General features: G+C 72.9%; 10 protein-coding genes and 1 riboswitch. Of the genes, 6 read left to right on the top strand and 4 right to left on the bottom strand.

Annotated elements, in window-relative coordinates; genetic code table 11:
* Positions 1–143 precede the first annotated feature (143 nt).
* The 3 genes from ACIBTX_RS27220 to ACIBTX_RS27210 form a co-directional block, all read right to left on the bottom strand.
* Positions 144–2,381: a magnesium chelatase subunit D family protein gene (locus ACIBTX_RS27220; RefSeq protein ID WP_357169923.1), complete on the bottom strand. Its 2,238-nt coding sequence runs from the start codon at positions 2,379–2,381 to the stop codon at positions 144–146.
* Positions 2,378–6,046 carry a cobaltochelatase subunit CobN gene (gene cobN / locus ACIBTX_RS27215; protein ID WP_357169920.1) on the bottom strand — a complete coding sequence of 1,223 codons (3,669 nt, stop codon included), beginning with the start codon at positions 6,044–6,046 and terminating at the stop codon, positions 2,378–2,380. Before cobN ends, ACIBTX_RS27220 begins: the two co-directional genes overlap by 4 nt.
* A gap of 316 nt (positions 6,047–6,362) precedes the next feature.
* Positions 6,363–6,492, bottom strand: a riboswitch (cobalamin riboswitch).
* Positions 6,493–6,603: 111 nt separating this feature from the next.
* A complete protein-coding gene (locus ACIBTX_RS27210) occupies positions 6,604–6,726 on the bottom strand; it encodes a hypothetical protein (protein ID WP_357118330.1) in 123 nt (40 codons plus the stop codon).
* A gap of 307 nt (positions 6,727–7,033) precedes the next feature.
* Between ACIBTX_RS27210 and ACIBTX_RS27205 the strand changes: the two genes are divergently transcribed.
* Together ACIBTX_RS27205 and ACIBTX_RS27200 are read left to right on the top strand one after the other, a co-directional pair.
* On the top strand, positions 7,034–7,924 hold the full coding sequence (locus ACIBTX_RS27205; RefSeq protein ID WP_357169917.1) for a DUF5919 domain-containing protein: 891 nt from the start codon (positions 7,034–7,036) through the stop codon (positions 7,922–7,924).
* Positions 7,900–8,727 (top strand): inositol monophosphatase family protein, encoded by an 828-nt coding sequence (locus ACIBTX_RS27200; protein ID WP_357118324.1) that lies wholly within the window; start codon positions 7,900–7,902, stop codon positions 8,725–8,727. The genes ACIBTX_RS27205 and ACIBTX_RS27200 overlap by 25 nt, the downstream gene beginning before the upstream one ends.
* Before the next feature lie 22 nt (positions 8,728–8,749).
* Here the strand turns inward: ACIBTX_RS27200 and ACIBTX_RS27195 are convergent, their stop codons facing one another.
* Positions 8,750–9,085, bottom strand: a complete 336-nt coding sequence (locus tag ACIBTX_RS27195) for a hypothetical protein (protein ID WP_357118321.1) — start codon at positions 9,083–9,085, stop codon at positions 8,750–8,752.
* 125 nt (positions 9,086–9,210) lie between these two features.
* Here ACIBTX_RS27195 and ACIBTX_RS27190 point away from each other — a divergent pair, with 125 nt between their 5' ends.
* From ACIBTX_RS27190 to helR, 4 genes are all read left to right on the top strand, one after another.
* Positions 9,211–9,786 carry an RNA polymerase sigma factor gene (locus ACIBTX_RS27190; protein ID WP_357169911.1) on the top strand — a complete coding sequence of 192 codons (576 nt, stop codon included), beginning with the start codon at positions 9,211–9,213 and terminating at the stop codon, positions 9,784–9,786.
* A complete protein-coding gene (locus ACIBTX_RS27185; protein ID WP_357169908.1) occupies positions 9,779–10,513 on the top strand; it encodes a hypothetical protein in 735 nt (244 codons plus the stop codon). Before ACIBTX_RS27190 ends, ACIBTX_RS27185 begins: the two co-directional genes overlap by 8 nt.
* A gap of 63 nt (positions 10,514–10,576) precedes the next feature.
* Positions 10,577–11,083, top strand: a complete 507-nt coding sequence (locus ACIBTX_RS27180) for a hypothetical protein (RefSeq protein WP_357169905.1) — start codon at positions 10,577–10,579, stop codon at positions 11,081–11,083.
* A 126-nt stretch (positions 11,084–11,209) separates the two neighbouring features.
* A complete protein-coding gene (gene helR, locus ACIBTX_RS27175; protein WP_357170565.1) occupies positions 11,210–13,369 on the top strand; it encodes an RNA polymerase recycling motor ATPase HelR in 2,160 nt (719 codons plus the stop codon).
* The last annotated feature ends 8 nt before the right edge of the window (positions 13,370–13,377 follow it).

The following is a 13,377-nucleotide window of genomic DNA, read 5'->3' as shown; positions in this document are numbered from 1 at the left end:
CCTCATCGTCAAGCCCCGCGCGCCCTCCGCGCCCCGCGCGCCTTCCGCGCCCCGCGCGCCCTCCGCGCCCCGCGCGCCCTCCGCGCCCCGCGCGCCCTCCGCGATCTTGCAGTTTCTGTTGCTCATATGCGTATCTCGTCCTCTTATGTGGCGACAGAAACTGCAAGATCGCGGGGGGCGGGGTGGGTCAGGGCGTGCAGGGGGTGCAGGGGGGCGTTGAGTTGGGTGGCCAGGCGGCGGGCCAGGTGCAGGCGGATCGGGCCGGATTCGCAGTCGACGACCACGCAGGGGGCACCCGTCGCCGCGAGGATTGCCGCCGCTCCTGCCGCCCGGTCGAGCGGGCGGGTTCCGGCGGTGGCGCGGCCGTCGGTGACCACCAGGACCAGGGGGCGGCGCTTCGGGTCGCGCAGGCGCTCCACCCGCAGCAGGTCCGCGGCGGCCAGCAGACCCTCGGCCAGTGGTGTCCGCCCGCCGGTGGGCAACTCGGCCAGACGGGTCGAGGCGGCCAGCACCGACGAGGTCGCCGGCAGCACGGTGCGCGCGCCGGCTCCCCGGAAGGCGATCACCGCGACCTTGTCCCGCCGCTGGTACGCGTCGGTGAGCAGGGCGAGCACGGCATCCTTCACGGTGACCATCCGCTGCCGGGCGCCCATCGAACCGCTGGCGTCCACCACGAACAGCACCAGGTTGCCCTCGCGCCCCTCCCGGACCGCCTCGCGGACGTCGTCCGGACGCAGACGCAGCGGGCCCGCCAGTCGGCCCCGAGCCGCCTGGTGGGGTGCGGCGGCGCGGATGGTGGCCGGCAGGTGCAGCGCGCCGACCCGACCGTTCGGCACCCGGGCCCCGGTGGTGCGGCCCCTCCCGGTCCGGGCCCGCGACCGCCGGCCCGGCACCCCGTCACCGACGCCGGGCGCGGTCAGCAGCCGGGCTCGCAGACCACCCCGGGGTACGGCCACCCGTCCACCCTCGCGCTCCCGGTCGTTCCCGGTGCCGCTGCGCTCACCCTCCTCGGCCCGCTGACGGCGACCGCCCCGACCGTTCACCCCCGAGAAGTCCCCGTCCGCGCCGACGTCGGCGGCGTGCGGCTCCGGGCCGTCGGCCCTTCCGGACTCGCCGGCGCCGGAATCGTGCCCGCCGCTGCCCGACTCCCCACCGTCCACGTCGGCGGGATCGAGGGCGTCGCCGTCGGGGCCGTTCCCATCGTGACGATGTTCCCCGGTGTCGCCGTCCACGCCGGAGGAGCCGCCCAGGTCGCCGGCACTGCCGCCGGGGCCGCCCCCACCGCCACCATCGGGACCGTCGGGGCGCGGGCCGGCGGAGCCGCCGTCGTCCGGGCGGCCGTCGTCGTCCGGGTCGTCGGGGTGGTTGTCCTGGGCCCGTTGCAGCGCCTCGTCGAGGCGCTTCTCGTCCAGCCCCGGCGTGTCGAACGGGTCGCGGCGACGGCGGTGCGGCAGGGCGAGTCGGGCCGCCACCCGCACGTCGTCGCTGGTGACCCGGTCCCGGTCGTGCCAGGCGGCGTGGGCGAGGGCGGTACGCGCGGTGACGATGTCGGCGCGCATCCCGTCCACGTCGAACGCCGCGCACACCTCGGCGATCTGCCGCAGCGCGGCGTCCGGCAGGCGTACCCCGGGAAGCCGGCGGCGGGCGGCGGCCACCTGGGCGGCGATCTCGGCGTCGGCGTCGGCCCAGCGGGCGGCGAACCCGGCCGGGTCGGCGTCGGCGGCGAGCCGCCGGCGGACGACCTCCACCCGGATCTCCGGGTCCCGGCTGGCGTTCACCTCCACGGTCAGCCCGAACCGGTCGAGCAGCTGCGGGCGCAGCTCCCCCTCCTCCGGGTTCATGGTGCCGACCAGCAGGAACCGGGCCGCGTGGCTGACCGAGACGCCCTCGCGCTCGACGTGGCTGCGGCCCATCGCCGCCGCGTCCAGCAGCAGGTCGACGAGGTGGTCGTGCAGCAGGTTGACCTCGTCCACGTAGAGCACGCCCCGGTGGGCGGCGGCGAGCAGGCCCGGTTCGAAGGCGCGTACGCCCTCGCCGAGGGCCTTCTCCAGGTCCAGCGACCCGACCACCCGGTCCTCGGCCGCTCCGACGGGCAGTTCGACGAGGCGCGCCGGCCCGGTCTCGACGGCCGCCCCGACCGGGTGCGGCCCGTCCGGGCAGCCCGGGTCGGGTTCGGCCGGATCACACCCGAAGCGGCAGCCGGCGACCCGGCGCACCGGGGGCAGCAGCGCGGCGAGGGCGCGTACGGCGGTGGACTTGGCGGTGCCCTTCTCGCCCCGCACGAGGACCCCACCGATCGCCGGGGACACGGCGTTGAGCAGCAACGCCAGCCGCATGTCGGCCATGCCGAGCACGGCGCTGAACGGGTAGGTCGTGGTCATGCCCGGTCCTCCAGGTCGCCCTCGCTGGCCAGGTAGGTGTCGCGCAGGCGGTCCAGGGTGGCCGGCTCGGGCTTGGCCCACAGCCCCCGGTCGGCGGCCTCCAATAGCCGCTCGGTGATGCCGCGTAGCGCCCACGGGTTGGACTTCTCCAGGAACTCGCGGGTGGTGTCGTCGAACAGGTACGCGGCGGCCAGGTGCTCGTACATCCAGTCGTCCACCACACCGGCGGTGGCGTCGTAGCCGAACAGGTAGTCCACGGTGGCGGCCAGCTCGAACGCGCCCTTGTAGCCGTGCCGGCGCATCGCGGCGATCCACTTCGGGTTGACCACCCGGGCCCGGAACACCCGCCGGGTCTCCTCGCCCAGCGTGCGGGTCCGCACGTCGTGCGGCATCGCCGAGTCGCCCACGTACGCGGCCGGGGACGTGCCGGTGAGGTGGCGGACCATCGCCACCATCCCGCCGTGATACTGGAAGTAGTCGTCGGAGTCGACGATGTCGTGCTCGCGGGTGTCCTGGTTCTTCACCGCGACCGAGATCCGCGCGAAGGAGCGTTCCATGTCGGCGCGCGCCTCCCGACCGTCCAGGCCCCGGCCGTACGCGTAGCCACCCCACACCGCGTACACCTCGGCCAGGTCGGCGTCGCTGCGCCAGGTCCGGGCGTCGATCAGCGGCAGCAGGCCCGCGCCGTACGCCCCGGGTTTGGAGCCGAAGATCCGGGCGGTGGCCCGCCGCTCGTCACCGTGCTCGGCGAGGTCGGCGGCCACGTGGGCGCGCAGGTAGTTCTCCTCGGCCGGCTCGTTCAGGGCGGCGACCTGCCGGACGGCGTCGTCGAGCAGCGCCACCACGTGCGGGAACGCGTCGCGGAAGAACCCGGAGATCCGTACGGTGACGTCGACGCGGGGCCGACCCAGCTCGGCGGTCGGCACCACCTCGACGCCGGTGACCCGCCGGGACCGCTCGTCCCACACCGGCCGGCAGCCGATAAGCGCGAGCACCTCGGCGATGTCGTCGCCCTGCGTCCGCATGGCGCTGGTGCCCCACACGGTCAACCCCACCGAGCGGGGGTACGCGCCGGTGTCGGCGAGGTGCCGGGCCAGCAGCGAGTCGGCCAGGGCCACGCCGACGTCCCAGGCGTTGCGGCTGGGGATGGCCTTCGGGTCGACGGAGTAGAAGTTCCGGCCGGTGGGCAACACGTTGACCAGGCCCCGGGTGGGTGAGCCGGACGGGCCGGGCGGCACGAACCGGCCGTCGAGCGCACCGAGGGTGTTGGTCAGCTCGTCGGTGGTGCGAACCAGCCGGGGCACCAACTCGGTGGCGGCGAAGCGCAGCACCTCGGCGGCGTCCGGGATCGGCTGGCCGGTCACCTCGGCGACGACCGCCTCGGCCGTGTCGGCGGTCCAGCCCAGGGTCTCCATGCCGACGACCAGCCGCCGGGCGAGGGTTTCGATCAGGTCGATGGCATCGGCGGCGGTGCCGGCCGGCCCGTCCACCGCGTCGGTCAACGCGGCCGGCAGGGCGATCCGCCGGCCCGGCATGGCAAGCAGTTCCTGTTCGTCGAGGCCGTACGCGGTGGCGAGGGCCTGCCGCAGGCCGGGCAGGGCCTGGACGCCACCCCAGATCTGCGGGGCGCGCAGCACCGCGAGGACCAGGTTGACCCGCGGCTCGCCGGTGGGCGCGTCGGCGAGGATGTGCAGGCCGTCGCGGATCTGCACGTCCTTGACCTCGCACAGGTAGCCGTCGAGGTGCAGCACGAAGTCGTCGAAGTCGTCCGCGTCGGGCATCGCCTCGGTGTGCAGGTCGTGGTGCAGCTCGGCGGCGCGGACCAGGTCCCAGATCTGCGCCCGCACGGTCGGCACCTTCGCCGGGTCGAGCGCCTGCACGGTGGCGTACTCGTCGAGCAGTTGCTCCAGTTTGGCCAGGTCGCCGTAGGTCTCGGCGCGGGCCATCGGCGGCACCAGGTGGTCGATGACCACGGCGTGCGCCCGCCGCTTGGCCTGGGTGCCCTCGCCGGGGTCGTTGACGATGAACGGGTACACCAGCGGCAGGTCCGCGAGGACCGCGTCGGGCGCGCAGCCGGCGGCCAGGCCGAGGCCCTTGCCGGGCAGCCACTCCAGGGTGCCGTGCTTGCCCAGGTGCACCACGGCGTCCGCGCCGAAGCCGCCGTCGGAGACCGGCGCGGCGAGCCAGCGGTACGCGGCCAGGTAGTGGTGGCTCGGCGGCAGGTCCGGGTCGTGGTAGATGGCGATCGGGTTCTCCCCGAAACCACGCGGCGGCTGGATCAGCAGCGCCACGTTGCCGAAGCGCAGCCCGGCCAGCACGACGTCCCCGCCGTCGGTGTACAGCTCGCCGGGCGGCTCGCCCCAGTGTTGCCGCATCCGCTCGCGCAGCTCGACCGGGACCGCCTCGAACCAGCGCCGGTACGTCTGCCCCGGTATCCGCGCCTCGGCGGCGGCCAACTGATCCGGGGTGAGCCACTCCACGTCGTGCCCGCCGGCGGCGATCAGCGCGTGGATCAGCGCGTCACCGTCCGTGGGCGGCGGCGTGCCGCCGAGGTCGTAGCCCGCCTCGGCGAGCGCGGCGAACAGCCGGACCGCCGAGGCCGGGGTGTCCAGCCCGACGGCGTTGCCGACCCGCGAGTGCTTGGTGGGGTACGAGCTGAGCACCACGGCGATCCGCTTGTCGGCGTTCGGCACGTACCGCAGCCGGGCGTGCCGCACCGCGATCCCGGCGACGCGGGCGGCCCGCTCGGGGTCGGCGGCGTACACCGAAAGACCGTCGGCGTCGACCTGCTTGAACGAGAACGGCACGGTGACGATCCGGCCGTCGAACTCGGGGATGGCCACCTGCATCGCCGCGTCCAACGGGGACAGTCCGGCGTCGCTGGCGGCCCACTGCTCGCGCGTGCTGGTGAGGCAGAGCGCCTGGATGACCGGCACGTCCAGGGCGGCGAGCGCGCCGACGTCCCAGGCGTCCTCGTCGCCGCCGGAGGAGGCGTCGGCGGCGACCGCGCCGCCGGCCGCGAGGACGGTGACCAGCAGCGCGTCGCAGCGGGCGAAGAGCCCGAGGGGGCCGGCGCCGGCCGTCAGCCCGCGCAGCGAGCCGCAGAAGATCGGCAGGGGGTTGCCGCCGGCCGCGCGGACCGCCTCGGCCAGCACGTCGACGAACGCGGTGTTGCCGGCCAGGGCGTGCGCCCGGTAGAAGACGATTCCGATGGTGGGCCGACCCGGTTCGGTGGGGTGCTCGCCGTGCACGCCGTACGCCGGGGTCGGCGCGGGCGGTGCGAACCCCTCCCCGGTGAGCAGGACCGTGTCGGAGAGGAACCGGGCCAACTCCCCCAGGTTGTCCGGGCCACCCTCGACCAGGTACGCGAGGGCCTGGGCGACCACCCCGGACGGCACCGTGGAGACCGCCATCAGCTCCGCGTCCGGCAGCGCCTCGCCGCCAAGGACGACCGTGGGCACGCCGCTGGCGAGCACGGCGGCGAGGCCGTCCGGCCACGCCTGCCGACCGCCGAGCAGGCGTACGACGGCGAGGTCGACCCCGTCGAGCAGGGCGGGCACCTCGTCGGCCGCCACCCGGGCAGGGTTGGCGAGCCGGTAGTCGGCGTCGCTGGCGCGGGCGGCCAGCAGGTCGGTGTCGGCGGTGGAGAGCAGCAGAATGCGCACGGCAGGCTCCGGACGGTAACGTCGGCGCGCTCGCGGAAGCGGTTCGGCGACGACGTGCGGGTGGGCGCGGGGTTCAGCGGGCACCGCGACCCGGACCGCTCACCGGCACGGGGCCGGCGGCGACGGGTGGCGTGGCGCGGAACTCAGCGGGAAACGACGCCCAAGCGAGCGGATGCCGGCGCGGTTGTGCGGCCGGGTCGGGGCGCGGCGGTGCGACCGCCGCTCGGGGTACGACGGTGCTCGTGGGTGCGCAAGACGCCATGCGTCATCGGGTCCTCCTCGGGTGTCCACGCCCTGGGGTACGTCCCGACGGCCGAAGTATCCTGGCTTCCGGATCGACGCTCTCCCCCGGCCTTCCAACCGCAGACACACGGCCGTGACTCGCGAGGGGGGATCACTCCCCGGTGACAGTGGCGGGACCGCGTCGGATTCGCACCGACTTCCTTCACTGCCGTCAGGCCGCGAATGCTGCCACACCCTCGCGCCGCCGGTCAACGCGGACCCCGGTGCCGCCCGGTCACGAGCACCACATTGACCTGCGAAGATATCGGGGCGAGTCACTCATGGTTGAAGCGACGCGGCCGGCGAGTCAACGACAGCCAGCCGAGGAAACGCGCGTGCATCAGGGCAAGGTCGGGGCGACCGCCGAGACCGTACAAGTCGTGGATGGCCTCGTTCATGCAGGACGTAAGGTAGAGGGCCAGCGCCAGCGAGTGACCGTAGAACTCGGCGACGAGATCGAGTTGGGCGCGGGAGCATGGCCATGCTGCGGCACAGTTGCGGCACAACCAGGCGGGGCGCATGGGCAGGTGGGGGCGGGACCGCAGACTCACACCACGACCCTGCTCACCACAACCGCAGCGATCCATCACGGCGGGTGAATCCTCGATGGATAACTTTCATCCGCCCTCTGGATGTCCTCCCGGCATGCCATCCCACTACTGGATAAGCTGGCCCTCGGCCCTTGTAGCAGGAAGGAAGCCAGCCGTGAGCGTCCGCACAACTGCCACGCTTACCACTGACGACCTGCTGTGGGACACCACTGACATGCTCGACGCCCTGGCCGCTCGTAACATCGCTCAGGTATTCCGCCTCGTCCAGCGAGCCACCCGCGCCAGCCAGACCACTCTCGGCGTCGCCACCGGCCTCAGCCAGGCTCAGATCAGCGAGATCACCAGCGGTGCCCGCCGGGTCAGCAGCATCGATGTCCTCACCCGCATCTGCACCGGCCTGTCCATGCCCCGCCACGCACGAATGACGCTTCTCCTCGGCGAACGCGAGCCGGCCCCGGACCTCGCCGGACACCAGCTCAGCACGGCCGTACGGAACCAATGCGCTGATGTCAGCGCGATCTATTCCAGCCGATCAGATTTTATGGCGGAGCTGCCCCCGCAAGCCCTTTTCGACCATGCCACGGACATCCGAGCGGCCGGGCTGTCACTGAACCTCATCTGTCAGCAGTACGGCGACAATCGCCTCCTGAGACTCCTCGCCGCCGGCACCCGCCTCCGCTGCCTGTTCCTTGACCCGGCCGGCGAGGCGATCAGGCGGCAGGAGCGGGAGGACGACTATCCAGATGGGCACCTCAGCGCGCTCACCGAACTCAACATCCAGAACTTGGCCCGCCGCATTCGTGACCGGCTCCCGGCGGATGCCCGGGACAACCTCACCATCGGCGTCTACGACGAATCCATCCGCGCCAACGTCCTTCTGATCGATGGTCGACTCTGCGTTGTCCAGCACTACCTACCGCAGATGCGCGGTGTCGACTGCCCGACGCTGGTCATCGAGCGCAGCGCCAGCCCCAGCCCTTCCGGCCTCTACCCGATATTCGACGAGATGTTCAACTCGCTGTGGGAGCGCAGCCGCCAGCTATGACCGGCTACGCGCACCTCCTCCCTCTCGCACAGGAGGCCGTCGACCTGGCCCACGACCTGATGCGCAGGCTCCAGCCCGGTGCGCTGACCTTCAAGGGTGACCGCGACATGGCCTCGGACGTGGATTACGCCATCGAGCGAGCGGTCCGCGAGCATCTGGCCGCCAAGGCGCCTGACATCGGTTTCCTCGGTGAGGAGTACGGCAGCAGCGGCGACACCAGCGCGCTGACCTGGGCACTCGATCCAGTCGACGGCACCGTCAACTTCATCCACGGCTCGCCCCTGTGCGCGATCTCTCTCGGCCTCATCCACCGCACACACGCCGTCCTCGGTGTCATCGACCTTCCGTTCCTCGGCACCCGCTACCACGCCGTGCAGGGGCACGGCGCCTATGCCGACAACCGGCGCATCCGCGCCAGCCAGGTCACCGATCTGCGGGACGCCGTCGTCGCCATCGGCGACTATGCGGTCGGTGCCGAGGCCAGCCGGAAGAACACCGAGCGACTCGCCATCACCGAGCAGCTCACCCGACACGTCCAACGGATACGCATGCACGGGTCAGCCGCAATCGACCTCGCCTGGTTGGCGCACGGCCGGATCGACGCGTTCGTCATGCTCAACAACAACCCGTGGGACACCGTCGCGGGCGTCGTCATCGCCAGGGAGGCTGGCGCGCTGGTGGTCGACATTGACGGCACGCCCCACCACGTGAACGCTGGCGCCACGATCGGCGGCGGTGAGCTGATCCTTCCACCCGTCCTCACGCTCATCCAGCGATCACTCGCGCAGGCGAAACCCGCTTGAGCCCGGTTACGGCCTGACCGGCTCAGCGGGCGTGGCGTTCCGGGTGGGCCCGATTCCACACCCGCATCCGCTCCGGGTAGCCGGTGCGGGCCGCCTCGTACAGCGGCACCGCGTGTTTGCGGGCGATGTCGCCCGCCGCCCGGGGTGTGCCGGTGCGGCGACGGATCCACTCACCGTCGTAGGCGATCGCGACCACGGTGGTGTCGGTGGCGGTCGTCTCCGGTTCCAGGTAGAACTCCACCCCTCGCCGGCTGGCGACGAACGCCTCCAGCGCGGCGAGGTCGTCCCGGGTGGCCTCACGGTCCAGCTTCGTCGGGGTCGCCTCGCCGCCGCGAGACCGCCGGTTGAACCAGCCCATGCCCAGCCCCTCTCCTTCGACGCCACTCCCAGTTCAGCACCGATTCCTGGCAATAGGCTGCACGGCGGGTGGGAGAAATCTGACTCCGCTGGGGCGGAACCCGACGGGCGCGGGCGGTGTCATCAGTGCGAGTCCGACCGGAGGTACCCCTGGACGACGACGTGCTCGTCACCCGCGCCCGAGCCGGTGACCTGGAGGCGTACGACCTCCTGGTCGCCCGGCACACCGCGTCCGCGTACCGGACGGCGGTGCTGCTCGGCGCGGGTTCGGACTCCGAGGACGTCGTCCAGGAGGCGTTCGTGAAGGGCTACCGCAAGCTGTCGCGCTACCGGGGAGAGTCGTCCTTCCGCTCCTGGTTGCTCGCGATCGTCGCCAACGAGACCCGCAACCTGCACCGGTCCCGCACGCGCCGGGAGGGCCTGGTCCTGCGGGCGGCGGCGAACCCCCCGCCCGAGGTCGCCGAGGATGACGCCGTTGACGCCGTCCTGGCCGGCGAGCGGCGGGCCGCGCTGGTGGCGGCCCTGCGGCAACTGCCGGTACGCGACCGCGAGGTGATCGTCTGCCGGTTCTTCCTCGATCTCGGCGAGCAGGAGACGGGCGTCATGCTGGGCTGGCCCCGGGGAACGGTGAAGTCGCGTACCTCACGGGCACTGGCGAAGCTGCGCGCCCTGCTCGCCGACGAGGAGGTGCGTCATGGATGACCTCGCCCGGGACGGCCTAGAGGCGGAGCTGCGTGACCTCGGCGTCTGGTTGGACACGCCCGCCACGCCGGACGTGACCGCACGGGTGCGCGACCGGCTCGTCGGGGACGTACGCGGGCGACGTCGGTGGCGCTCCCTGGCCGCGGCGGCGCTCGTTGCCCTGCTGGTCGCGGCGCTGCCGCCGACGCGTGCGGCCGTCGCCGACGCGGTCGGCGAGGTGCTGCGCTTCGCCGGCGTCGGCATCGTCACGTCGTCCACGCCGTCGCCGCCCGAGGACGAGCCGTCGCCCCTGCCGTCGCTGCGGATGGTGGGGCTCGACGAGGCACGGCGGGCGGTCCGCTTCCCGATCCGGGTGCCGGCCGCGCTCGGGCCGCCGGAGCGGGTGTCGGTCGCCGACCCCGACGGCACCGGCGCGTACCGGGTCGCGACGCTGCTGTACGAGGGCGGCGGGGTGCGTCTCGACGCGTTCGACGGTCGTCTCGACCTGACCTTCCACAAGCGGACCAGCCGGCCGGGTGCGGAGTGGACGCAGGTCGACGGTGACTTCGCCGTCTGGGTCGACGGTCCGCACGTGCTGTCCTACGTCGACCGGTCGGGGCAGATCCGCCGGGAGACCGCACGACTCGCCGCGTCGACCCTGATCTGGGAGCAGGCCGGCGTGACCTACCGGCTGGAGGGCGCGCGCAGCATGGCCGAGGCGCTCGAGATCGCCGGCTCGCTCCCCTAGGAACCCGCCCGGCCCGACCGGTGTCTCTCTGGTACGGGACACGTCCTTGTGGGAGGGAGCGAGATGATCACTTGGGGCAGGTTTCTGCTGGGGTCGGTTCTGGTGCTGGCGGGCTGCGGCACGGCCGGTGACGGGCCGGCGACGACTGCCGGCGGTCCAACCACTGCGGCGGTCGGCTGCGCGTCGCGGGTCGAGACGGGGTCGCTGCCCGACTGGGCGGACGAGGGGTTCCACGGGGACACCCGCATGCCGCACGTCTTCGGCGCACGGGGTGAGATCGTGGCGGTGCTGTTCGGCCACCCGCTGGCGCAGGTCCGACCGGACGCGTCGAGCAACAAGATCCTCTGGGTGGCCCGGCCCGCCACGACCTCGCCGCCCCCGGGCGCGTCGACCACCCTGAAGATCATCGCCACGTTGGACGGCACCGACACGCGAGTGACCCACGAGGTCGCCGGCGGGCCAGCGCCGTCGATCATCGACATGCCGCGAGCGGGGTGCTGGCATCTCGACCTGAGCTGGGGCGGGCGCGCCGACACGATGGATCTCGTCTACGCCGAGCGGAAGCCGTGACGACGAGGAACAACCCCTCCCGCCATATCCAACATATACCGCATGGGGGGACTTGCGGCAAGGCCCCCGCTGTGCCGCAGAATGGCCCGTCCAAGGCCATGACCTGCGCAAACGGGAGCCATGAAGATGAACGTGTCGTCGGCGGCGGCCAGTGTGTTCGACCTCCCCGAGAACCTCGCCGCCAAGGCCGACCCGGCGCTCGTCGCCCGGGACGAGCAGCACTTCGCCGTGATCGCGGCGAGCCTTCAGCGGTCGATCGCCGACCTGTCCGACCGCCTGGACGCCGAGCGCCGGGCACCGGCGGGCAAGGGTCGGCAGGCGGTCGTCCGGGACGAGGAGGTCCGGCGGCTGACCGCCCGCCTGCGTGCGCTGCGCCGTTTCGGTCTGGATCTGTGTCTCGGTCGCATGGTCCACGCGGACGACCCCGAGCCCGTCTATATCGGACGGTTCGGCCTCAGCGACGGCGATGGCCGCCGGCTGCTGCTCGACTGGCGTTCACCGGCCGCCGCGCCGTTCTTCGGAGCGACCCACGCCAACCCGATGGGCCTCGCGAGCCGACGCCGGTATCGCTGGACCCTCGGCCGGATCAGCGACTACTGGGACGAGGTGTTCACCCCGGACGGGTTCGAGGGGCACGCCGCGCTGGACGACCAGTCGGCGTTCATCGCCAGCCTCGGCGGCAACCGCTCCGCCCGGATGCGCGACGTGCTCGGCACCATCCAGGCCGACCAGGACGCCATCATCCGGGCCGGATCACGCGGCGCGCTCGTCGTCGACGGCGGTCCGGGCACGGGCAAGACCGTCGTCGCCCTGCACCGCACCGCGTACCTGCTCTACTCCGACCCGCGCCTGCGGCAGGGGCGCGGCGGGGTGCTGTTCGTCGGGCCGCACCAGCCCTACCTGGCGTACGTCGCCGACGTCCTGCCCAGCCTCGGCGAGGAGGACGTGCAGACCTGCACCCTGCGGGACCTGGTACCGCAGGGCGCCTCGGCCGCCGCCGAGAGCGACCCGGAGGTGGACCGCCTCAAGTCCTCGCTCGGCCTGGTACGGGCGATCGACGCGGCCGTCCGCTTCTACGAGGAGCCGCCGACGACGGCGCTGACCGTCGCGGCCGGCGACACCGACATCCGGCTGAGCGCCGACGACTGGGCCCAGGCGTTCGAGGCGCCCGGATCGGGCACCCCGCACAACGAGGCCCGCGACGAGATCTGGGACGAACTGCTGAGCATCCTGCTCGGCAGGTACGACGGCGACGAACCCGAGGACCTCGTCCGCGCGTCGCTGCGGCGCGACGCGGAAATCCGTACCACGGTCAACCGCGCCTGGCCGCTGCTCGACGCGGCCGACATCGTCGCGGACCTGTGGTCGGTGCCCGCCTATCTGCGCAGGTGCGCCCCCTGGCTCGGTCCCGACGACGTCCGCCGGCTCCAGCGCGCCGACGCCCGCGCGTGGACGGTGTCCGACCTGCCGCTGCTGGACGCGGCACGACAGCGGCTCGGCGATGCGGAGGCGTCAGGGCGTACCCGCCGCCGCGACGCCACGATCGCCGCCGAACGGGAACGCATGGCGACGGTGGTCGACGAGCTGATCGAGGCGCACGCCTACGACGACGGCGAGGGCGTGCTGTCGAGCCTGCGCCAACTGGACCTGCAGGACGCGCTTGTCGACGAGGCCGTGCTGCCGGGCGTCGCCGCGGATCTGCTGGCCGGCCCGTTCGCGCACATCGTGGTGGACGAGGCGCAGGAGCTGACCGACGCGCAGTGGCAGATGCTGCTGTCGCGGTGCCCGTCGCGCAGCTTCACGATCGTCGGGGACCGGGCCCAGGCCCGGCACGGATTCACCGGGTCGTGGCGCGAACGGCTCGCCCGCGTCGGGCTCAACGAGGTGACCCTGACCTCGTTGACCGTCAACTACCGGACGCCCCGGGAGGTCATGGCGCAGGCCGAACCGGTCATCCGGGCCGTACTCCCGGACGCGAACGTGCCGACCTCGATCCGCGGCAACGGGATCCCCGTCACCCACGGATCGGTGCGCGACCGGGACGCGATCGTCGACGGCTGGCTCGCGGAGCACGCCGAGGGAATCGCCTGCGTCATCGGCGACCCCACGTTCCGGCCGGCGACGAGTCGCGTCCGGTCGCTGAGTCCGGAACTGTCCAAGGGGCTGGAGTTCGACCTGGTCGTCCTCGTCGATCCGGAGGCGTTCGGTGAGGGCGTCCAGGGGGCGGTCGACAGGTACGTCGCGATGACGCGCGCGACCCAGCGGCTCGTCGTGCTCACCGATTAGGCTGCCGG

Origin of the sequence: Micromonospora sp. NPDC049359, assembly GCF_044466585.1 — a bacterium.
Taxonomy (GTDB): Bacteria; Actinomycetota; Actinomycetes; order Mycobacteriales; family Micromonosporaceae; genus Micromonospora.
The sequence above is the reverse complement of the archived record's forward strand: the minus strand, read 5'-3'. Positions and strand labels throughout refer to the sequence as shown.

What these genes read in the sequence shown, in the direction of transcription:
- ACIBTX_RS27220 (WP_357169923.1), bottom strand. Translation starts at nt 2,381, where the DNA reads ATGACCACGACCTACCCGTTCAGCGCCGTGCTCGGCATGGCCGACATG.
- ACIBTX_RS27210 (WP_357118330.1), bottom strand. Translation starts at nt 6,726, where the DNA reads ATGAACGAGGCCATCCACGACTTGTACGGTCTCGGCGGTCGCCCCGAC.
- ACIBTX_RS27195 (WP_357118321.1), bottom strand. Translation starts at nt 9,085, where the DNA reads ATGGGCTGGTTCAACCGGCGGTCTCGCGGCGGCGAGGCGACCCCGACG.
- ACIBTX_RS27185 (WP_357169908.1), top strand. Translation starts at nt 9,779, where the DNA reads ATGGATGACCTCGCCCGGGACGGCCTAGAGGCGGAGCTGCGTGACCTC.
- ACIBTX_RS27180 (WP_357169905.1), top strand. Translation starts at nt 10,577, where the DNA reads ATGATCACTTGGGGCAGGTTTCTGCTGGGGTCGGTTCTGGTGCTGGCG.
- helR (WP_357170565.1), top strand. Translation starts at nt 11,210, where the DNA reads ATGAACGTGTCGTCGGCGGCGGCCAGTGTGTTCGACCTCCCCGAGAAC.